Genomic DNA, 23545 nt, shown 5'->3' with positions numbered 1-23545 from the left:
GTCTGTGGAGGCTTAGGGGATGCCCAGCCTGTGAAGCAGAAAGTCTCATTTGTGAATCTGAGATGCTCCCGCTACACTGCTTGCAGTTAGCGGTGAGAGTTGTCACAAAATAAATTATCCAATTTCTCAGAGAAGATATTTTATTTTCCCCTGCTCCCTGCCCCCTGCCCCTTTTCCTCTTCAGTGAATTAACTACCGGGGAAAAGATTCGGCGTATCGAGAATCTTGAAATGAATTAACGCCAAAATTACTAAAGTATAAGCAGTGGAAGAAGCTAACCCTGTCAGCAACTCTTTTTTTAGATTGCGTTCTTGTGCCTGATTTTGCAGTACATCCATCACCCCAGCTTGCATCAGGAGAATTCCTAGTACATTAGAAAGCCAATATCCTGCGATCGCACATGGTACCAGTAAGTCTTTGGAAAATAAACTACAGAGATAACCAAAGCCATAAGCCAGTGGGAGATTGAAAAATAAATCGTTCCACCAAGACATCGGCGAAAGTAAATATCCGATTACCAGAAAAAAACCACCTCTGATGGTTTTTAAAATCGTTGTCAGCCTGATTCCGCTTGGGTTTAGCGTTGCAAAAGAGTCATTGGCCTTATTGGTAGTAGCGTTTAATTCGCTACTTGTCTGTTGTGTATTTTCCATGTTAAATACATAATGCCGATTGTTTTATCGTAGTTTAGTACAAACAGGATAAAAAATCTATAAGTAAATACACAACCATTATAGATAAAATGTAAGTTTTGTTACAAATACTTAAAGTAAGCGCTCCAGAAGCCGAGAGTTACACAAAATTTTGATACCAATGTCATGGATTGGTATGAGATTTTATGTTGTATTATCGAAACTGGCAATTGTTATTGTTTTTGATTAGCCCATTTATTGCCATAGGAATTCACTTCTTACCCATAATTCCTAGTTGGGTAAATATTCAATTCTGCTTTTCGATAGCAATTTGGCTAATAACTTTAGTTGTCGGCTTATTGTTATTTAAAAAACCGCAACCACTACCAATAGTTAAAACACGTATTTTAATTATTATTCACTTTTTGATAACAACCCTAATATTTCTATTTGTCTTATTTATAATTTACGTTGCATCTGCCTTTGATGCTCCCAGTATAGAAACTTTGATATACAAAGAATATTCTCAGACAATTTATTTATACAACTATACCTGCGCTCCTCCAGATACTTCTACAGAATGCGGTACATATCACGGCGAGCTAAAATTGAGAATTAATTTCACTCCATTTATGAGGACAAAATTTACCTGCCCTTGTCTATTTGGTACACCTGAAACTATTGATAATTTTGTATTTATTCCTTTAGAATACAACCGAGATAAAAAATTATCTAAAGTCAAGATTAATTTAAAAACTGGTGAAATAGTACTTGTACCAAGTTAATACAAAGATACAAATAATTATGTTCAAAGACATAGAACTTAAAAAACTCTGCGTACCTTTGCGTTAACCTTAGCGTAACTTTGCGTTCAAAAAAAGTATATTTTTGTACAGCTTCACAAATAAATGATTCTTAGAAGTTATATTTAAACTATAAAATTTATACCATTGTGCATATCATGAAGCCTGTAAAACCAATCCTCATAATATTAGTTTTACTTACTCTCCTATCCTGTATTCAAGTACCTACTGCTTCAGCAGATATTTTATCCCCTGGGGAATCTAGAGTAAATTACTGTTTTCAAATAGCAAATCTTAATAAATATTCTAATTATTTTATAGTTGCTAACATCAAGTCAGCAAATCCCAGTATCCCAACACATAACAGAATCCTCGAATCAGGTAAATGTTTAGGATTAAATGGCTATCGGGAATACAGCGATGTCTATGCTCTAAAAAAATCTCTAGTCAAATCCCAAGAAATTCTCAAAAATAAAGAAGGTATATCCCTAAAAAACTTTAATAGTAAAAAATCTGTATTAATTCCTGCCAAAGCTAGTATTAACCCAGTGGGATTACTGCCAGATAGATATGGAGTGAAAGAAGTTGCAGATGTCTTAGAAATTGTGGCAATTAAACCTAAATCTCTGGAATTAAAATATAAAGAAGTTATCTATACTTACCAACAAGGAAGTCCTGAGAAGAAGGCATATCAAACACAAGATAACAGACCATTACCCTCATTGCGCAGAAATTTTAATTTCTTGAATTTAATTATCCCTGGATTCTCACTCGTGGGGATAGTGCTGATTTATAAAAAATCAAATTTTTTTAAAAAACGCAATAAATTATCATAATAATGTTCACAATAGCGGCTATTGCTTTAGTTTTGCTGAGTGCAATATTATCTGTAGCTTTTCCTCTAGCTACTTACACCTTGACTTTAGCAACATTTGGGCTAACCCATGTTTTGACAGAATTGCACTATGTCGAAAATCGCTTTAGTCAACGGCTAATAAACCGCCTACGAATTTCTATTAGCCAGCTATTATTAATAATAATTTCTTTGCGTAGCTTGCAAGTATTTGGTTTAATTCCTACTTGGGTAAGCATACCTTTAGAACTCAGTTGTGTAATTGGCTTAGTAATTTTGGTTATCCCGATTTTAGTCAAAAAAGATTGGCGACTAGGAATTTTGGGAACTGTATTAGCTGTTGGAATCGCCTTAGGAATATTTTACTCGCCAACTCTTACACTGTTATTATTTGCAGTACTTCATAACCTTACCCCTGTAGGATTTATCGCTGAAAAATTGCGAGGTTCAAACCGCGATCGCGCTTTGTTAGCTTGTATTATAGTATTTATACTCATACCCTTGCTAATTCTTTCAGGAATACCCTACAAATTATTATCATCTTTAAATTTAGTAAAATGGGAATTTTCCTTACTTCCGGTTGGTGGAATTGAAGCGCATTTAGGAGTATTTGTCCCCAAACAATTACACAATCAAATCATCGCTATTCATGCTTTTTCCGCAGCAGTATTTTTACAATCTATGCATTATGCAGTAGTTATTGGTGTATTACCAACGTGGGAGGATAGTAAGCAATCTAGAACCAACAACAGTATATTTATAGGATACCCACGAAAGTATTTTACATGGTTTATTATTTTATTTAGCACATTATTATTTATCGGGTTTACTATAGCATTTAATAATGCCCGTGCTGTATATGGAATTGTCGCCGCAGTTCATGCTTGGGTAGAAATCCCGATTTTACTGTTAGCTTTAGCCATACCAGACACATCACATTAATATTAACTATAAAAAAGCTGATTAATTACAAAACCAGCTAAAAATGAAGTGGTATTTGCCAAAATAGATAATAATAAGCCTTTTCGCCAACTCAATTTCAAAAATTTTGTATATAAAATACCTTCGATAATCATAACGAAACTCTCAATAACTGCTACCCGAAGCGGAAATTTAATATAGGAAGTCAATATTTGATTGCTTTCCCAAGCTAGGGGATGGGTAAAGAGAGTAGCAGCAATGGCGATAAATAATGAATTACAAATATCCCTATGAGAAGACAGTTGTTTAGTAATTACTAATGTAATTAACACTATTGGTATTTCAATTAGCCAGGAAATAAGTAACGCTAACAACTGTGTCATAGATTTAAGTTAGATTTCGCTTAGTTAATACCAATTGGCTGTCATTAGTCATTTGTCATTTGTCATTGGTAAAGATTTTGTAACATACAGCATATTTGCAGGTAAATGAGGTAGGCGCTTCGGGGCATGGCAGTGCCAATGCCCCTACAATCAATGATTATCTGGACTTCTCCAACTGGCAATCTGCTGTATTTTCTGTAAATTTTCTAGTGCTTCTGAAATTTCGGTAATAGATTTGATATCATCCTATTATTGATGTGTTAGCTTGATGTTTGGCAAACCGAAGCGGGGGCAAAAACCTGGGGGGTTCCGCCAAAAACGCCAGAACCTTGACAAATTAATAAGTTTAGCCTTTGGAGATTTGGCACAGTTGCAAATTAATTGCAATAAGGTCGTCTGAAAATAACCATTTTTTTCGATCTGCCAAAACCTCTGACAAGATGGTTGCTGTGTATGGGTTTCAGCACGAAGGGTTTCAAATATCTATTACCCCGCAAGGGGATTGAAACGAATAAGACTAACAGCAGCAAAGCGGCATCTAAAGTTTCAAATATCTATTACCCCGCAAGGGGATTGAAACAACCAGGAAAAAGATCGCAAGACAGAAGCTAAGGGTTTCAAATATCTATTACCCCGCAAGGGGATTGAAACCTCTCAATGCGAAAATAATTGGCAAGTCTTGGCGGGTTTCAAATATCTATTACCCCGCAAGGGGATTGAAACCTTTACATGTTAGTTAGCGTTTATCCTTCTGTTTAGTTTCAAATATCTATTACCCCGCAAGGGGATTGAAACAATATATCTAGTAAGAAATTGCTTTCCTGCGGCAGTTTCAAATATCTATTACCCCGCAAGGGGATTGAAACATACGTTACTTTGTCCTTATTACGCCATACGTGACACGCTACAGGGTTTCAAATATCTATTACCCCGCAAGGGGATTGAAACTTTACGATTGGGTAAGTTTGCCGTTGCCCATGCCAAGGTTTCAAATATCTATTACCCCGCAAGGGGATTGAAACGTTAGATATATAGGACGGTCAGTTAACCCTAAGGTTTCAAATATCTATTACCCCGCAAGGGGATTGAAACCTTGAGTAACGCCAGGAGACAGGATGGCTTCCTTGGTTTCAAATATCTATTACCCCGCAAGGGGATTGAAACCCGGATAAAGTTTATTGTTGTTAAGTAAACCCGATTCGTTTCAAATACCTATTACCCCGCAAGGGGATTGAAACATGGTTTTATCTGAAGTCTACCGCGTAACTTACGAGGTTTCAAATACCTATTACCCCGCAAGGGGATTGAAACTTGCTGTCTGTAGCAGCATCAATATTTTTTCGGGTGGTTTCAAATACCTATTACCCCGCAAGGGGATTGAAACGAGATTGAACCTCTTACACCCGCTTGGGTTAACCAAGTTTCAAATACCTATTACCCCGCAAGGGGATTGAAACGCTACTCAGCAGAACAATCAAGAATTGCGGCTGAAGTTTCAAATACCTATTACCCCGCAAGGGGATTGAAACTATTTAATTGTCCGCTAGGGCCAATTAAAGTTTTAGGTTTCAAATACCTATTACCCCGTAAGGGGATTGAAACCAGGGCGAATTTTACCCCCTTCAAAAAGCCGAACTGTTTCAAATATCTATTACCCCGCAAGGGGAATGTTGGGTTTCGTTCCTCAACCCAACCTACGAAATTTTAGGTTTTTGAGGGTAAAGGAATAGTTTTGCCTGAAAATAAGGGTTAGGGATGCTTACTGCAAAGAAAAAATAGGGTTGCTAAATTAAGGGACTATTTTTCCCCGCAAGGGGATGAAAATCAGCCGCTTACGACGTATATTTTTTACTTGCTTAAATGCTAAACAACGAACTTAACTTTAACTCTCTTCCCTTCTGCCATCTGCCTTCTGCCATCTGCCTTTATGCAAAAAATATCCTGAAAAAAGGAAGCACCTGATAACTATGGAGTTCTGGAAGGAATTAAATCGTTAAATTAAGCAGATTCAAACACGCCAGGTGGAATTGGTACGAGTTGAGGAGACGACAAGCAAGTTCCTTGACGATACCATATTCCTTCAGTCTCGAAGATCTCAAATTGAGTGGTCAAAATTGCCCATGCTTGTTCATTGAGACCGGCTGAATAAGTCCAAGTAAATTGTTGATGACTTTGTAATCGCTTTTCCAACTCGTGTAAATCTTCTGGTAGCCAGAATTTTGACATTGACCGTTGAGTCGCAATCTCAGCAGGAGTTTGCAACATTTCAATCATTGGCTGATTGACAATGATTTGCTGGCGGGTGTCTTGTCTGACGATGCTGACAGGAAGTTCATTATCTGCAGCAGCTACCATCCGATATAACAACTCATCAGGAAGATGCAGTTGGTTACAAAATACTTTACCTCCATTGTTTAATATACGTTCGGCGGTTTCGGAAGGTGCCGGTGGTAGTTGACTAGCCATCCATCCGAAAAACTCGATTGGTTGTTTACAGCCACGCCATTTGATCCGTATCTTACCGTTAATTTTTAACGCGGTTTCACTCAGGGCATCACCGTAGTTTTGCGCCAGTTGTGTAGCATCGCGTTTAGTTGGGGCTAGAATAGAAATTCCTTCATAGGACATTTTATAATTCCAGCCAGGTAGGTTAAGGATTTTCAGAATACTGACACTCATCTGTTTTGACACCTTCAGAAACTCTATATACTTTTACACCCCTAGCATCTGGATACACGGACGGTTTATACGTTCCTTGCCAAATCTTTATCCTTTCTTGTTCTGGGATACCTAAAACCGAAGTGATGATTGCAAAGTCTCCTGGTGTAGGTAGTACTTCTCCATCAGCTAATGCTTGCAAGTTCTTAATACCGCAACTTTTAAGTTTGATTGCATTGAGTCTGACTAAATCAGCAATTGTTTCTGGTGTTTGTTTGGGTTGGTTTTTACCACCAGAACCTGTAGTTTTGTCTATCCAATCCTGAATCATCTCTTCTACTGCATCGCCTTGAGATATTCCCAAGCGCGCACAGATGCTTTTGAATTCTAAAGCTAGTTCTAGTGGAATATAACCACTGACTTGCTTATAATTTTCAGAACGCCTTCGGTCAGTCATATCTTCATATTTTTCATGATACTTTTCATTTTCTCTTAGTCATTCATAAAAGCAAGACATTTTTGTATGTCTTTTTTAAATGACAAGTAAAGAATTTACAAAGTATTTTTTTCCTGAAGCAATACTAGGTCTGCTTTAATACAGAAAAATGTTGACTAATCCGGCGTGTCAAAAGCTAATAACTAGATAAATAGCCAGATTTATGCCTGTGTAATCCAAGTATGACAATAAATACTAGAGTTAGATTTAACAGATTTTGTACTGTAGTATGTTTTTGTGATTTCTTGAATAGTGCTACACACATTAAACTGAAATATGTGGATAATAACCCTCAAGTAGCGTCAGCAAAATTAAGAGTATTTTGGCAAAAGGCTAATTTTTGGTAATAATGACTCGGCTGCAACTGATAGAGTACTTTGTTCAGAAAAAGCTACCCAGTTATTTTTTGATAAAGGTTCAGAGGCAATTATAATTTGGCTGGGGCTATCGACAGTATCACAATACCAATAAAGAGTAGGTGCTGCTGTTTGATAGCTATAGCGAACTGCTGCAACAGTGTTACCATCGCTAACAATGATATTGGCACTCAAACTGGTGTCGTATTTTTGCGCTAAATCTGTCAATTCTGTTAGTGTCATCTGTAAGGCTGACACTAGACTGCTTTCTGGAGATGACTGCCATATTTCTACGAAGAGAGCAAAGATATGTTCAGAGTCAGTCATACCTTTAATTAAATTGTATGTGGCATCGGAAAGGCGATCGCGTATTGGTCGATAGAGTGTTTGTTTAAAGTTGGCGATTTCGCCATTATGTACAAACAACAGCTTACCGCTCCGGAATGGTTGACAGTTACTAATGTCGAGTGATTCGCCTATTCCCGCTAGTCGGGCATAGCCTAAAGTACAATGAGACTGTACATATTGGCTTAATTCTTCCAGGTTGCGATCGTTCCATAAGGGGATAGTGTTACGGTAAATAAATGACTTTCCCGCTTCATCGTACCAGCCGATTCCAACACCATCTGCACATACTACTCCAGACTTTAATTCTAAGGGTTGATAACTTTGTTGATAAAGAGAATGTTCTGGTTTATACAACAATTCATGCAAGCGAATGTTGTTACCGAGATAGCCAATTAATCTACACATAGATAACAAATATACAATAGGATGAATGCCAGAGTAATCAAATTAGCTACCAGCTTTACAGCAGTTTTCACCTATTTGAACCACATCTATCGTAGGGGCACGGCACCGACAATCTTTTTGTACATACAATAATTTTACTGATGCCGTGCCCCTACAGCGTGGTCTATTTACAGGAAGATGCTGTAAGCTAAATGATGTCTTTGACTACAGGCTTTGTTAACTATTATTAAGTTAACAATTAATTTATATATTGTGTCTGCTTTCAGTATGACTAAAGTCATGGATATATTTATGACTTTAGACAGAAAATCTTGGTGTTCTTGCTATTGCTAAATTTTAGCTATTTTGGAATTGTTTAAGTTATCGCTGTTGACTGTTGACTGTTAACTGTTGACTGTTGACTGTTGACTGTTGACTGTTGACAGACTTAAAAGTTTTTTAGTCATTTGGCTACAGCTATAAGTATTAAAGATGAAAGCAAATCTATACATAATACAGCATATTTCAGGTAAATGAGGTACGCGCTTCGGGGCATGGCAGTGCCAATGCCCCTACAATTAACGATTATCTGTACCTCACCAACTTGCAATTCGCTGTATCTGCTTTTTTTCGCAAATCCTAGAAAATACTTGTACTAATTTGAAAAAAGGATGCGAAGGATGGTAGGGGCATGGCATTGCCATGCCCTTTAGAATATAATGATGTGCCGCAAACAGTATTTAAATTGGTATTAATTAAACAACCTGAAAATTATCGGCGCTGAGTGATGGTGCAGCAATAAATTGTACAAATTTCACTTGTGTAAATGCATTAGCACTGCCATCTCGGTCAAAGTACAAACTACCTGTACTATTGTCGTAGATGAATCTTTGAGCGTTGGTGGTGGCAGCAGTACCGATGGTAAACTGATTCGGTAAGAGTTCGCCAGCAGATAATCCACCACCAAAACCAGCAGCAGAGACTTGAATTACAAAATTTTCTGCACCAAAAAACTCGATAGTATCAATACCTTGATTAAAATTCTTAAAAACAAAGGTATCATTACCATCGAAACCGATTAGATAATCATTGCCAGCACCACCGATGAGGACATCATTACCATAACCCCCACGGATGGTATCATCACCATTACCGCCGTTGAGGGTGTTATCGCCATAGGTATCATCTAATGCGCCCAGAAAGTCATTACCATTACCACCGCTTAAGGTGTTATTGCCGTTAACAGTTTCTAGTCTGAGGATATCGTCACCGTTACCACCATTTAAGATGTTATTGCCATTAGAATAATTGATGACGAGGCGATCGCTACCATTACCACCGTTTAAAGTGTTATAACCTGCTGAAAAGTCGATTCCTAGCGTATCATTGCCATCACCACCAGATAAAAGCTGATAGCTAGAATCTTCACGACCGATTATATCGTTACCAGCACCGCCACTAATTGTATCTTTACCGCCAACGCCTCCATCGAGGATATCGTCGCCATTAGTACCGACAATCTTATCATCGTATTCTGTACCGGAAATTTTCAGGCTTTCGATATCTTGGAAACTAACTCTATCTGCACCTACCTTGATTAAACCTTGATTGATAGTTGCATTGAAACTCATAATGATGGCATTTTTAGCATCATCATAATCAACTAAGAGGGAATCATTACCTGCACCACCATTAATGCGATCGCTACCACCACCTTTAATATTAAAGGTATCATTGCTATTGCCACTTTGAATATTGTCATCGTAGTCTGTAGTAAAGATTTCTAGGCTTTCAATATGGCGGAAGTCGATCCTATTTGTACCCGCAGTAATTGTACCTTCTGTATTGGTGGCATTCCAATTCATCTCAATCCCACCGTTAGCATCATCGTAATAGACAAACAAATAATCGCTACCACCATCACCATTAATTGTTTGCGTGACTAAGGATGCTGCATTATTTGCATATAAATAAAACGAGTCATCACCATCTCCGCCAGAAAATTGATTATTCCCGGTGACGCCAGAGGTATAAAAGCTATCATTACCTGCATCACCAAACAGAGTATTTTTCCCACTAGATCCAGTGAGATAAAATTCGTCATTTCCCGTATTACCACTGACTGTGTTATTACCTGTGGAATTATTGAGAAATATTCCATCATCTCCAGCACCGCCTTTGAGGGTATTATTACCACTGGAGTTATAAGCATATAAAAAGTCGTTACCTGAACCACCGTCTAAAAAATTACTTTGGGAAGAAGCGGAAATATCTAAGATATCATTACCGCGATCGCCATATAACCTATTTTTACCTTCGCTGTCAGATAAATAATCATCATCATCGCCGCCGTTGATTGTATCATTACCTGCACTGCCATATAAGGTATCTGCACCCGCCAAGCCTTTAAGAATGTCATTTCCATCCCCACCAGCGAGTTGATTGTTGGCAGTATTTCCGATAATTGTATTATTAAGTGCGTTTCCTGTCCCGGAAATTGCTGTTCCCGTCAGAGTTAGGTTTTCGACATATTTACCCAAAGTCCAGTTTACCGCAGATTTAACAGTATCTCTGCCACCAGCATTGCTACCATTACTATTTTCTTCAGTGACAATATCGCCAATGCTATCAACGATGTATGTATCATCACCAGAATTACCAAACATTGTATCGTTGCCTGTGCCGCCATTGATGATATCATTCCCTGCATAACCGTAAATGCGATCGCCTCCGGAAGTTCCTTGGAGTAAATCGTTTGCAGCAGTACCTTTAATTGTTACCATTCTTTGATTCCTGTGATGAATTATCCTGTGAGCAAATCTGCATTTTTTGCAGGTTGAAAATTCAACATCAGCGATAAGTTGAAATTTTCAACCGATCGTTGATGTTGATTGCTAATTTGATGCACACTATGACTTACTATCAAGCTATTAGTTGTATGTGATTATTTACACTAAGACAGATGTTTTTTGACTGGCTCGTGTTTTGGAGTTAATTCTCAAATGCAGTATTTATTTGACCATACAATTACCGAAAAATCATCTAACTTTACCTAATCTTTAAAATAGAAAATTTTTTCGGAGATTGTAGCCATTTATCTTGGAAATAGCGGTGACTGTTGACTGTTGACTGTTGACTGTTGACTGTTAAGAGAGATTTTTCTATTGGGGACTGATTTAATTGCGAGTAGTGATTTGTGTAGTGAGGTAACAAAAAATTAGGGAGAAATTAATTCAAAATTTGCTTATTCAAAATTCAAAATGAAGTCCTGAAAATAAAATGAGTTCCATATTTTTATATTGCTTAATATAGTCAGCCCCAACGATCGCAAATGCCTATATACCTTATCTCCCCGATCGGCGAATTAGTTAATAATGTTTTAATTTAGCGATCGCCTAACCTTTGAGCATCCATCTAGATTTAGTGAATTTCGCGCTAAGGATCTCTATGGCTCCAGGAAAGGTGTAAATATGATAATATCCTGATGCTGTAAAGACTCTAGAAGTAAAATTTTCTATCAAGTGTGTTTTTTGGGAGAAATTTCTGATATTTAACCATGAGAGATTTTCTCCGCTTCTTTGACCCCAAAATTTGCCAAAGTAGTCATGAACCAGCAACTAAGGACTGTGTTGATTGTTGATGATAGCCCAGAAGACCGCGAGCTGTATCTGCGATATTTACGGCGAGATGGGACATATAATTATAACTTTGTCCATGCAGAATTGGCGCGTATAGGCTTGGAACTATGGCAGCAACATCAGCCTGATATTGTGTTGCTTGATTATTTCCTACCAGACTTAGATGGCAGAGATTTTCTCCGCCAACTGCAAACAATAACGGGGCAATTATTTTTACCTGTAATTGTAGTTACAGGGCAGGGAAATGAAGCGATCGCCGCGCAAGCAATTAAAGCAGGTGCCCAAGATTACTTAGTTAAAGGCAGCATGACTGCAGATGGATTGTGTTTGGCGGTAAATGCAGCAATTGAAAATATTCAGTTACGCAACCAACTGCAACAAGCACTACAGCAAGTACAAGATGAACTAGCAGAGCGCAAACGTACTGAGAAAATTTTACAGGAAAATGAAGAACGATTGCGATTAGCCCTCGAAGCTGCCCACATGGGCACTTGGGATTGGAATATCACTACAGGTAAAATTCAATGGTCTAGTAACTTAGAAGCTTTGTTTGGCTTGAAACCAGGGGAATTTGATGGTTCATATACCATGTTTGTTTCTAGATTACACCCAGACGATCGCGATCGCGTTCTTGAAGCCATCAATGCAGCGATCGCTACAGGGGCAAACTACAATATTGAATTTCGGGTAGTTTACCCTAATGGAGATATTCGTTGGGCACTCAGCCAAGGTAAAGTTTTTTACGACGAGACAGGCAATCCTGTACGCATGGCGGGTGTAGATTTAGATATTACTGAACGTAAACGTTCAGAAGCCGAATTGCAACAAACCAACGCATGGTTAAAATTGGCACAAAAAGCCACAAGTTCAGGATTGTGGGATTGGAATCTGACCACAGGTAAAATCAGGATTGGCGAAGAATTTTGTCGCCTAATTGCTATTGACCCAGCCATAAGGGAAATTAGCTATGAAGATTGGTTGCTATTAATACACCCGGAAGACCGAATTAAAGTCAATGAATATATTTCCCGGCTGATCCGCGACCAACAACAAGATTATGATACTGAGTTTCGGCTGCTACATCCTCAAAGCGATCGCTGGTTAGCATCAAGAGCTAAGGTATTCTACGATGAAACTGGCAAAGCCGTGCGCATGACAGGTAATATTCAAGACATCAACGCTCGCAAATTGGCGGAAGAAAATCTGCGTGAAAGCGAACGCCGCTATGCAAATTTAGCCCAAGCAGTTCCAGTGGCGATTTTTCGCTTTGATAACCATAATAACTGCGTATATGTCAATGATCGCTGGTCAGAAATTAGCGGCAGACCAAAAGAAGCCGCTTTTGGGTCGGGATGGATTGATAGCTTACACCCCCAAGACCGCGATCGCATCGTCACCGCATGGGCGCAAGCATTAGCATCAGGAGGCATGTATCAACAAGAAGGCAGATGTCTGCGTCCCGATGGAAGTATTACCTGGTTTTACTGTCAGGTATTACCTGAGACTGACCCCAATGGCAGCATTACTGGCTATATTGGCACGCTGACGGATATTACTGACCGCAAGCAAGCTGAAGAGCAAATAAGATTACAAGCACAAGTGCTGGCGCAAACCCATGATAGTGTCATTTCCACCGATCTCGATGGTTACATTACCAGTTGGAATCAAGGCGCAGAGAGAGTTTTTGGCTATTCTGCCCAGGAAGCAATCGGTCAACATCTACGGCTAATGTATAGACAACCAGAAATGCTCGATTTTCTGGAAACCCAGGTAATCGCACCCTTGAAAATCAAAGGCGAGCATGAATTAGAAGTAACTGTACCCCGCAAATCTGGCGAACTCATTACCGTGTTGCTTTCCCTATCCTTGCTGCGCGATGAAAATCAGCGTCCGGTGGGGATGATTGGCTTATCAATGGATATCACAGCTCGCAAACTTGCGGAAGCTGCTTTGCGAGAAAACGAACAACTCCTGCGACTGGCGTTGTCGGGTGCTAAGGCTGGCTCTTGGGATTGGGAAATTCAAACTAATCAAATCAACTGGTCGCCAGAAAATTATGATTTATATGGGCTTGATCCCAACAAAGCTCAAGTTGAATATGCAGATTGGTATAATACTCTGCACCCAGAAGACAAAGAACGCACTCATGCTGAAGTTATGCAGGTTGTGGAGCAGAAACTCCCGGAGTATCAGAGTGAATTCCGCATTGTTCATCCACAGAAGGGTATTTGTTGGCTATTGGCTTTAGGGCGCGTTACTTTTGATCGTCATGGCGAACCCTTGCGTTTGAGTGGGATCAACTTGGATATTAGCGATCGCAAACGAGCCGAAGAAGAACTGCGCCAGAGTGAAGAATTTAAACAACGGATGCTGGCGAGTAGTAGCGATTGTATCAAAGTCCTCGACTTAGATGGCAAACTCTTATACATGAATCCCGGCGGGATTTGTCTGTTAGAAATTGACGATTTTACACCCTTACTCCACAGTGAATGGTGCTGTTTTTGGCCAGAGGAAGCTAGAAACATTGCGGAAGATGCACTAGCAATGGCGAAACTGGGCGAATTAGGCAGATTTCAAGGCTATTGTCCGACGGCGAAAGGAAAGCCGAAATGGTGGGATGTGGTACTGACGCCTATTCGCAATTCAGCCGGGCAAGTAGTACAAATATTATGTATTTCCCGTGATATTACGGATGATAAAAACTTAGAGATAGAACGCGATCGCATTTTACAATTAGAACAAGAGGCGCGAAATGAAGCCGAAAAAGCCAACCGGATTAAAGATGAGTTTTTAGCGGTTCTTTCCCATGAGTTGCGTTCTCCCCTCAACCCGATTTTAGGTTGGACAAAGTTACTGCAAAGTGGCAAGCTGGATGAAGCCAAAACAACCGAAGCCTTAGCGACAATTGAGCGGAACGCCAAGTTACAGACACAACTAATTGACGATTTGTTAGACATTGCGCGGATTTTACGCGGTAAACTCAGTTTAAATGCCGAGCCTGTAAACTTAGCTTATGTAATAGAAGCGGCAATTGAGACAGTGCGCACCGCAGCTGTTGCTAAATCCATTGTGATTCATCCCCTATTACCCAATATTGGGCAAGTATCCGGTGATGCAGTGCGGTTACAGCAGATAATTTGGAATTTGCTGTCTAACGCCATCAAGTTTACCCCCAGTGGTGGGCGAGTAGACATTTGGCTAGAAAAGGTAGGTAAACAAGCACAGATTACCGTTGCTGACACTGGTAAAGGGATTAATCCCGAATTTCTTCCCTACATTTTTGAATCTTTCCGCCAAGAAGATGTTTCCGTTACTCGCAAATATGGTGGATTAGGGTTAGGGTTAGCGATTGTCCGCCACTTAATTGCAGCGCATGGGGGAACAGTCAGCGCCGATAGTCTAGGGGAAGGGCATGGAGCTATATTTACAGTGAAATTGCCTTTATTGCATGTAGAATCAGAGAGCGATCGCCCAGAGGAATTACCCGCAGATATACTGGATCTCACAGGCATCAAGGTATTAACTATTGATGATGAAGCAGATAGCCGGGATTTCATCGAATTCTTATTAGCTGAGTATGGCGCAGAAGTGATGACAGTAGCATCTAGTGGAGAATTTTTAACAGCGATCGCATCATTTCAACCAGATATTATCGTGAGTGATATCGGTATGCCAGAGGTAGATGGCTATACCTTAATGCGACAAGTGCGGAAACTAGAAGCAGAAAAAGGTGGTACAATTCCGGCGATCGCACTTACTGCTTACGCTGGGGAAATTAATCAGCAACAAGCACTAGCAGCCGGATTTCAGCGCCATTTATCCAAACCCATCGATCCCGATTTATTAATTTTAGCGATCGCCCAACTCCTGCGAGAGCAATAATGCATTTTGTAGTCGAGACTTCTGTCCCGATTTTAATGACAATAACTTCTTAGCCTTTGCCGTGGTCTAAGTTAATCTGCATTTAAGCTGCATGATTTGGGCAGGCAAAATGCCTACCTCACAAGAGACTGATAAAATTGAATCTACAAATTAGATATGTTTTAGCTTACTATCTCCTTAGCTAAGTAGGTGGCTTGAATTAAACCTAAGATGAGTTAACGTAGCGTAACCCATGCTTTTAAAGGGTTTAAGGCTTTGTGAAGATACTATCGCATCTTACAAATAATTGTGCCTCCCTACTTACCACCGCCTTTTGTATCATCATCTGCGACCTCACCACCTGTTCTAGCTGAACCAAAGTTACTTTCATCAAACCACTCTGCTTTAAGTAAAGACCACCAAGCAGATGTGAGTCCAGCTAAAACATAGTCATAGGGAAGCCATCCATAACCGTTTACTCCCCATTCAGTACCCCAAGAATTTCTGATCAAGAATGCACCTTTTGAATAGTGCTTGCGATCGGCACAGCGAATAAATTTGAAATCATCATATCCAACAACAACGGCAGTATGTCCACCAACCACCTTATCCTTATCGGGGTCTGGATATGGAATATGACCTGTTTTAGAATTAGTTTCTTCGTATGCAGAACTATAAAGCGTTAACCCAAAAATACAAGGAAACCCTGCTGCTAACACTGCTTTAATCTGAAACAAGAGACTCTCTGTAGTAATGCCAGCATAATCTAGAAGAAAGTATTTGAGAGTTTTGTAGTTTTGAGCATAGGCATAACAATAAGGCGGTGGCTCTTCATTTACTTTATCTTCTTCATAAGGCCAAGATTGTTCAGGAGGCACACCAAATAGTGCTAGTACTTTCATTGTTTCTCTAATAGAAACTCCAAGATCTCCTTCCAGATTCATTTTATTACGGGCAGCCTTATAGAGGAATAGGGGAGAAGCATCTGTTGACTTGCCAAAATTTCTATTTTGAAAATATTCTAACAGTGCGATCGCAGCAAATGCTGTGCAAGATTTCAGTGAACCTTGATCTCTCACTGGAGAAAACCAAAAGCTCAAATCTATTACAGCAGGAAGATAAAAAAACAGGGTTTCTAATGATTCCTCTTCTTTATTCAATGTTCTTGAATTATTTAAATAACTGTTATTAATTATTATAGGAATATGTAAATTTAGAGATGTAAATAAATCTTTCGGCTTGTTTGTTTCAGTCTCTTTTGACTGTTCAATATTATTATCATAGCCAAGAAATTGCTCAATTTTAAATACTTCTTGATTATCAAAAATATTACTTTTATACTCATTTTTTTAATATCAATTTTGACATCTTTCATATGCTTTTCTTTTAATCTATTTAGATATTTTTTCAGTAAGAAACATATAAATAGGGCACTTGTATTAGCTTTATTTTTTTCAATTTCTTTTTGAAGAAGAGATGTAACTTGACTAATCGCAGTGCTGATTAATTTTTCTTGAGAATATCCTGGTTCTGGATTTAAATCAGCAGGTTTATCCAGATTATTAAAGCCTTTTGTTATCATTTCCTCCCAAGTCTGATTGCTGTATTGGGATAAAGGAGAAAAAGTTCGCGTTATCACTGAAAATATTGGCCTAGTTACAGATGAGTTTTGTAATGCTTCTAAAATCTTGCTAGATGGAGAAGAAGTATTATTAATTTCTTTTACTATATTATTAATTTCTTCTACTATTTTTATAATTAAATTTTTCAACTCATTATTTTGTGTAATTTGATTAAAATCGTCTTGTGTTAATTTAAATAGATTTTGAAATTCTAACTTAATACTAATTTCAATAGCTTCTAGAAAGCTATATTCAAAGAACTTCTCTACAAAAGTATTGACTCGCTCCTTTTTATTTTGAGGAGTTAGACTGTCAAAATCATTATTTTTATCTTTTGGAAATTCGTTGTGAAATTCGTTGTCTATTTGCTCTATGACTTTGTTTTTTAGAATTTTTAGGATGATTTTAAATTCTTTGATTGTTATCAATGAACTAATAGCAACAAAATTAACCTCTGATGACGATTTTGCAGATATAATACTTTGATTTCCTCTATCATTTTGAGATTCTAAAATCTTCTTATTTTTACTATCATTTTCCTTATAAAAATATTCATTTAAAGCATTATAAGTTTCAATTCCTACTATTCCATCATCCTGAATTTTAGAACAAACTTGTAACTTCTGTACCAATGATTTAGTGCGTTCATCGTACTCTGAATTTCTCATCCAATCCAGACTTTCTGAAATATCCCAATTAAAATCTTGTCCCTTCTTAGCACACATTGATGATTCAATTAAAAAAAGATACTGCTTTAAGTCTAGTATTTGCTTGGAAAGTACACTTTCATATGGAATTGGATTAGCTGGAGGTAGATCATCTGTTCTATCTGTGTTTTCAGATATATATCTTAGTATCTTATAAACTTTTACCTTGGCAAATCTGACATTACCAAATATTTGGGTTCTTAATTCTTCTACAGTATTTTTTATTGATAAATCATCTCCGATTTTGTCGGCAATTTTTGAAATCACATCAATTAAATTGTTTACAGATTGTTCAAAATTATTAGTTCTTTCTTCTATTTTGATGAGGTTATTTTTGATACCTTCTTCATTGCCTAAGTTATAATCACGGAGGTCTGGATAATCTGGTAACCAGCCCAATCCTTTTTTACTCCAATCCTTTTTTTCTTGTTGGTTACGGCTATTTTCCATAATTTCCTTTTAATATTTTTTGCAATTGTCAAATTATTTAGAGTATATAAGACCAGTAATTTTTACCTCTTGATTTCGTTACAAATATCATTAGGCGCATTACGATTATTCTTTAAATAGTCGCTTAACCAATTGCATCCACGCACCATAAATGTATCCAGATTTAAGTTTTCTATATGCCATAACATTGCTGTTTTATCTGAACTAGCAGTAGCAAGTATTTTACTATCAGGGCTAAATTTGAGTGAATTAACACTATCAAGATGAGCATTAAGAGTCATAATTAATACACTTCTATCTGACCAAATTTTTACTGTCTTATCATCACTAGCAGTCGCAATCATTCGACCATCAGGGCTAAAATCCAATCCCCAAATTCCGGCAGTATGCCCTTTCAAAGAATTTATGTAACTACCATCCAAATTCCATAATTTCACAGTGTTATCTTCACTGGCAGTAGCGATAAATTTACTATTAGGACTAAAACGAATGTTATAAATTGAAGTATTGTGAGCCTGCCAATTACGCAAGGAATTTCCATCACTGTCCCAGAGTTGTACTCTTCCCGTATATCGACTCGCAGCAGCAATGATTTTACCATTTGGGCTAAAACTCAGACTACCAGTTTGTTCATCATTATTTTCTAGATTCTTTATAAATTCTCCTTTGCGACTCCAAAGTTTAACAGTACTGTCAAGACTGGCGGAAGCAATTATATTATTATTTGGACTCCAAGCAACGCTAGTGATAACTCTGCTATGCCCTGTAAGATGTGGTTTAATTTGTTGTCCTTGTAAATTCCATCGCCTAACAGTTTTGTCATTACTACCACTAACAATTAACTCCCCATCTGGGCTGAAATTAAGACTACCAATAGATTGAGTATGTCCTTGAAGCGTCTTGAGTTGCTTCCCCTGCAAGTTCCACAATTTCACTGTATTGTCACTGCCAGCAGTTGCAATCATGTTGCCTTTGGGGCTAATATCAACACTATAAATTCCTTCACTATGTCCTTTCAAAGTAGTTAGCAAATCATTTATCCGCCAAAGTTTGACTGTTTTGTCAACACTACTAGATGCAAGTATATTGCCCTGGGGGTTAAAACTTACACTATTGACTGAACCTTGATGTCCATTCAAAGTTTCTAGTAGTAAATAATCTTGATTCCGCCAAAGTTTCACAACATTATCATCACTAGCAGTTGCAATTATTTGACCATCAGGGCTAAAAATAACATCTCTAACTATATCAGTATGTATTAAAGGTGATGTGACTTGCTTACTTTTTTTAACATCCCAAAGGATAACTGTTTTATCTTTACTAGCAGAGGCAAGAGTTTGACCATCAGGGCTAAAATTTACACTCAACACAGCATCTGTGTGTCCTTTTAAGGTATTAATTAAATTACCCTGAGTATCCCAGAGTTTGACTGTGTTGTCTTCACTAGCAGTAGCTATTTTGCCATCACGACTAAAAGCTACTTTGTATACTGCTATAGTATGACCATTTAAAGTCTTGATGAGTTTACCATCTAATGACCAAAGTTTAACTGTGTTGTCTTCACTGGCTGTAGCAATTGTTTTGCCATCGGGGCTAAATCTTACACTCCAAACTTTATCTTTATGTGCTGTAAGATTTCTAAGTAATTTACCTTGTTGATTCCAGAGTTTTACTGTTCCATCTAGACTAGGAGTAGCAATTATTTGATTATCAGGGCTGAAGCTGACATCGGTAACTGAGTCATTATGCTGCAAATTTGAGGTTTGTTTGCCATCTGAGTTCCAGAGTTTAGCAGTATTATCGTAGCTAGCAGTCGCAATTGTTTTACCATCAGGACTAAATGTAGCCTGCATCACAAAGTTTTGATGTCCTTCTAAGCGATCGCTCTCCCTGACACTGTAAACTGCACTACCAAGTGCTTCCATTACTTGAGCTTGCAGTTCAAGATCGTTTCCATACCACATAGATTGCTTTAGTTGTTTTGCTGCTCTCAAAGCATCTATTAAAGCATCAAAAGTATTTCGATTTATGGTGTATTTAAAACTTGAGAATGCTGTAAGTTTTTGGATCTGTCCTGCTTCTGCTTCTCTCCACTTAAGTCCAGCAAATATGGTAATTATTGTAAGGAAACCTAAAGATGTAATCAAAACTGCATCTCTAGTTTTTCGCTTTTGTTCTTCAATCTTTTGTTTAGCTTGTTGTATGGCTTGTGATGCTTCTATTTCTGCTTTAGCAGCAGCAGCTTTTGCTGTTTGTACATCCAATAGTTTCTGAATTTCACGGTTTTCTAATTCTTGGCTAGCTGCTAAAAATTGGTAATCTAAATCGCTTAAACTTTTACCTTTAGCCCAAGTTTGAGCATCTTCTAGTGCTTTTCCTCGCAATAAGCGTGACTCATCTTGACGTTCGCTAGCTACCCAATCATTTAATTCTTTGGTGTATGGACGAATTTTTGCTAGTTCTCCATCACACCATTCTTTATTAAATACTTCTGCATATAGTCGGTTATAAATTCGCAATTTACCATCGCGCTTCACCACCAATCCTGTTAGCCGCAGTTCAACCTGTTCTGGACTTTCATCGGTTATGACTTCACCTTGCTGTAAAATTTGCTGACACAATCCTAATAATCTACCGCTACCATGTTGACTGCGTAAAATGCGATCGCGGATTGTTTTTAAATGGGTTGGCTCGTCATGGGCTTCCCAGTTGGTGATAATCTGCGATCGCACTAACTCTTCTACCCATTGTGCTATGTTGGCGTCTGCTTTTGTTTCCTGTTCTTGCCCAGCATTCAACACCAATTTACATACTTTTTGAGTAAGGAATGGTTGTCCCCCTGTCCAGTCTAATATGGCTGTCATTAATTTTGTGCGATCGCCTACAGCTTCTAGTCCCTGTGCTAGCGGTTGCGCCTCTTCTAGTTGAAAGCCTGTTAAATCAATTGCTCGCCCAATATTAAACGGTGTTCGCCCTTTATCGCTAATTAAATCTGTAGGTGTAGATACGCCAATTAAAGCAAACGTGAGGCGATGATATTCTTTGTGGTCAGAACGTCGATTGTAGCATTCACGAATGACTGCAAAAAAGTCATCTAATGGGAATTTAATACTAAGAATACTATCAATTTCATCGATAAAGATGACAATATTTTCAGTTTTTTCTTTTAACAGTACCGTCTCAATAAACTTGCTGAAATGCTGCACTGGTGACAGCAAACTGTTTTCATTCCACCAGGTTTCTAAATCAAACTTATGATAAAGATTAAACCTGCCTACTAGAGTATCAATCACCCCAGCATACCACTCCGTTGGGGTAATATCTGCTGTGCCAATGGCTGTGATATCAATGTCTGCACAGGCAAAACCTTCTCTTTGCAACCGTTGCATTGTTTGCACTCGCAAGCTAGATTTACCCATCTGTCGGGAGTTAAGGACGTAACAAAAGTCACCGCGCTTTAAGCTGTCATAAAATTCCCTATCGGCTTGTCGCCACACATAAGTTGGCGCATTAACGGGTAAACTCCCGCCTACTTGATATTCGTAGCTTGGGCGCGGTTCTACAGTCATTATTTAACTCCCAAGCGATCGCCAAAATACTGACGGTACAAATCGCACAACGGTATGACTTTATTCCCCTGAAATTTGACTAAACCCATACTTCTGAGTTTGAAGGCTTCCGTTGTGCCGACATCGACTGCTGTGTTTGATGTGACTACTTTTATAATGGCATTCAGTAAATCTTCGTCCTCTTGTAAATTTAGCAAATGACGGCGTAAATGGTCGCAGTAAGGGCCTTCTTCCATTGATGCAACTTGTTGCAGCTTGGCTAAAGTCAAGCGGCTGCGGGCAATTTGATACAGCGCCACTCGCACTAAATAAGGATGTCCGCCTACTAGTAACATTAACTGCTCTATTTCTTGTGTATTCCAATCGAGTTGATGACGCAGTATTAAGTCTTGTACCTGCGCTTGATTTAATTCTGGTAACTCAATTGGCAATCCTACATTAAAAGGCGACTGATTAATATTCAGGGGAATGTATACTTCTTTAGAATGGACAATGATTAATCTGAGCTTTTGCCAAATTGGTTCATTCTTAGCTCGTTCGTGCCAAAAACGCAACAAACCAAAAAAGCCATCAGCAATTTCGGGATGTTTAAAAACTTCATCAACCTCATCTAATCCTAAAGCGATGGGGGTTTTAATTTCAGCTAACAAATAGCGTTGAAAGTAATTTGTACATTTATTTTTACTACCAAGAAGTCCTTTCCACGAATCTTCTAATTTATCTGGTAAATTGAGTTCGTAGGTAATGCTGGCACAAAACCATTGCAAAAATTTGTCTAAATTGCTGAGAAATTCTGCATCGGCTGACTGAAAGTTTAAAGCTGCAATTTGATAACTTTGTTGTTTTGCATGGTGTAAAATTCGCGTCATTAAAGAAGTTTTTCCCATCTGTCGGGGAGCTTTGACACGAATTAAAGCACCTGGTTTAAGAATCGTTTCGTAAGCGTCGGCTTCAATCGGGGGACGTTCCACATAAAAAGCCGATTCTAGTGGTACTTGTCCTTCGGGATCTTCAAGATTAATTGTGGCGATGACTGGAGTATTTTTGATTGGGGTTGGCGGGAGTGGTTCTGGAGAAACAGCTTGGCTGGGATGATTTCTACTTTTGAGTACTGGGGTAGAAGATTCGGGAATTCCTTCTAAATCAATCGCACTACAGCCGAATTCATAAGCATCTTCATAGGTTCTATTAGCACCAAGAGCATCATAAAAGCCAACAGCAAATTCTATTGCAGCTCTATCACCAATTTGCTGATTCATGCCGACTACACAGTCAATATATTGATAAATCGCTTCAGCTTGGGCTTCACTATAACAGGCATTTAACAATACACATTCAACTTTATCTTGAAATAATTTAAACAGCCGCGCTAGTGATGCTGTACTCACTAGTTGCATTTGTCCAGTACTATTTTCTAAAGCTAACCCTTCACTACCTGCGCCATGCCCAGAAAAGTGGACGATTTGCGGTTCATAATCTAATAATCCCCGCCGTAAATCATCAGTCCGCACGGCCCATTTAGTGATAATTTCAAACTTATCTCGACTTTTAGCACGTTCCAACCCAGCCTGAATTTCCCGCACTTCTTCATCCAGGCGTAGCTTGTTTGTGTTCGTCGGATTAGCGGACAAAATCAGGATTCTTTTCACTTTCAACCATTTAAAGCCGGATTCTTACCTAGATGAAGTCTACACGCAGTTAAGGTAAATTACTGAATTGTGCTATGTAAATTTTTGTTGTCAAGCCAAAATGTAGAGCGATCGCATCACGTTGCAATTTGATTGTATGGCGTGACAATGGGATTGTAGGACTGCGATCGCGTAGGGTGCGTTGTCGCAAAGCGCAACGCACCATCAATTAATCC

14 protein-coding genes, 1 pseudogene and 1 CRISPR repeat array are annotated in these 23545 nt (G+C 38.5%); of the genes and pseudogenes, 4 read left to right on the top strand and 11 right to left on the bottom strand.

Going from position 1 to position 23545, the window contains the following annotated elements; translation table 11 throughout:
- Positions 1 to 188: 188 nt before the first annotated feature.
- Complete coding sequence (locus H6G08_RS27875; RefSeq protein WP_096645755.1) at positions 189 to 653, bottom strand: DUF7980 family protein; 465 nt, start codon at positions 651 to 653, stop codon at positions 189 to 191.
- A gap of 185 nt (positions 654 to 838) precedes the next feature.
- On the opposite strand from H6G08_RS27875, the gene H6G08_RS27870 reads away from it, so the two are divergent.
- The 3 genes from H6G08_RS27870 (at position 839) to H6G08_RS27860 (ending at position 3230) form a co-directional block, all read left to right on the top strand.
- Positions 839 to 1417 carry a hypothetical protein gene (locus H6G08_RS27870; protein WP_242046304.1) on the top strand — a complete coding sequence of 193 codons (579 nt, stop codon included), beginning with the start codon at positions 839 to 841 and terminating at the stop codon, positions 1415 to 1417.
- 176 nt (positions 1418 to 1593) lie between these two features.
- Positions 1594 to 2271 carry a hypothetical protein gene (locus tag H6G08_RS27865; RefSeq protein WP_190549005.1) on the top strand — a complete coding sequence of 226 codons (678 nt, stop codon included), beginning with the start codon at positions 1594 to 1596 and terminating at the stop codon, positions 2269 to 2271.
- A gap of 2 nt (positions 2272 to 2273) precedes the next feature.
- Positions 2274 to 3230 carry a hypothetical protein gene (locus H6G08_RS27860; RefSeq protein WP_190549003.1) on the top strand — a complete coding sequence of 319 codons (957 nt, stop codon included), beginning with the start codon at positions 2274 to 2276 and terminating at the stop codon, positions 3228 to 3230.
- A 2-nt stretch (positions 3231 to 3232) separates the two neighbouring features.
- On the opposite strand, the gene H6G08_RS27855 is transcribed toward H6G08_RS27860, so the two are convergent.
- The 5 genes and pseudogenes from H6G08_RS27855 to H6G08_RS27835 all read right to left on the bottom strand — a co-directional run bounded on the left by H6G08_RS27855 (position 3233) and on the right by H6G08_RS27835 (position 10617).
- A complete protein-coding gene (locus tag H6G08_RS27855; protein ID WP_190549001.1) occupies positions 3233 to 3592 on the bottom strand; it encodes a hypothetical protein in 360 nt (119 codons plus the stop codon).
- A 472-nt stretch (positions 3593 to 4064) separates the two neighbouring features.
- Positions 4065 to 5266: a CRISPR direct-repeat array (repeat unit 37 nt; unit sequence GTTTCAAATATCTATTACCCCGCAAGGGGATTGAAAC).
- Between the two features lie 324 nt (positions 5267 to 5590).
- Complete coding sequence (locus tag H6G08_RS27850) at positions 5591 to 6271, bottom strand: PAS domain-containing protein (protein WP_190548999.1); 681 nt, start codon at positions 6269 to 6271, stop codon at positions 5591 to 5593.
- A pseudogene (locus H6G08_RS27845) lies at positions 6243 to 6746 on the bottom strand (RepB family protein); the annotation flags it as partial. The pseudogene H6G08_RS27845 and the gene H6G08_RS27850, both read right to left, overlap by 29 nt.
- 311 nt (positions 6747 to 7057) lie before the next feature.
- Positions 7058 to 7855, bottom strand: a complete 798-nt coding sequence (egtC, locus tag H6G08_RS27840; protein WP_190548995.1) for an ergothioneine biosynthesis protein EgtC — start codon at positions 7853 to 7855, stop codon at positions 7058 to 7060.
- Between the two features lie 734 nt (positions 7856 to 8589).
- Positions 8590 to 10617 carry a calcium-binding protein gene (locus H6G08_RS27835; protein ID WP_190548992.1) on the bottom strand — a complete coding sequence of 676 codons (2028 nt, stop codon included), beginning with the start codon at positions 10615 to 10617 and terminating at the stop codon, positions 8590 to 8592.
- An 822-nt stretch (positions 10618 to 11439) separates the two neighbouring features.
- Between H6G08_RS27835 and H6G08_RS27830 the strand changes: the two genes are divergently transcribed.
- Positions 11440 to 15354 carry a PAS domain-containing protein gene (locus H6G08_RS27830; protein ID WP_190548990.1) on the top strand — a complete coding sequence of 1305 codons (3915 nt, stop codon included), beginning with the start codon at positions 11440 to 11442 and terminating at the stop codon, positions 15352 to 15354.
- 296 nt (positions 15355 to 15650) lie between these two features.
- Here the strand turns inward: H6G08_RS27830 and H6G08_RS27825 are convergent, their stop codons facing one another.
- The 5 genes from H6G08_RS27825 to H6G08_RS27805 all read right to left on the bottom strand — a co-directional run bounded on the left by H6G08_RS27825 (position 15651) and on the right by H6G08_RS27805 (position 23535).
- Positions 15651 to 16493, bottom strand: coding sequence for a C1 family peptidase (locus H6G08_RS27825; RefSeq protein WP_199322772.1), 843 nt, complete (start codon positions 16491 to 16493; stop codon positions 15651 to 15653).
- Between the two features lie 53 nt (positions 16494 to 16546).
- Complete coding sequence (locus tag H6G08_RS27820) at positions 16547 to 18112, bottom strand: hypothetical protein (RefSeq protein WP_190548981.1); 1566 nt, start codon at positions 18110 to 18112, stop codon at positions 16547 to 16549.
- 62 nt (positions 18113 to 18174) lie between these two features.
- Positions 18175 to 21681, bottom strand: coding sequence for a WD40 domain-containing protein (locus tag H6G08_RS27815; RefSeq protein WP_190548979.1), 3507 nt, complete (start codon positions 21679 to 21681; stop codon positions 18175 to 18177).
- Positions 21681 to 23330 (bottom strand): AAA-like domain-containing protein, encoded by a 1650-nt coding sequence (locus H6G08_RS27810; protein WP_190548977.1) that lies wholly within the window; start codon positions 23328 to 23330, stop codon positions 21681 to 21683. Before H6G08_RS27810 ends, H6G08_RS27815 begins: the two co-directional genes overlap by 1 nt.
- A gap of 49 nt (positions 23331 to 23379) precedes the next feature.
- Positions 23380 to 23535 carry a hypothetical protein gene (locus H6G08_RS27805; protein WP_190548974.1) on the bottom strand — a complete coding sequence of 52 codons (156 nt, stop codon included), beginning with the start codon at positions 23533 to 23535 and terminating at the stop codon, positions 23380 to 23382.
- Positions 23536 to 23545 lie beyond the last annotated feature (10 nt).

This window comes from Calothrix anomala FACHB-343, assembly GCF_014696435.1.
In the GTDB taxonomy this organism is placed as follows: domain Bacteria; phylum Cyanobacteriota; class Cyanobacteriia; order Cyanobacteriales; family Nostocaceae; genus Aulosira; species Aulosira anomala_A.
Note: the sequence above shows the minus strand (reverse complement) of the source record. Positions and strands in the feature narration are given on the sequence as shown.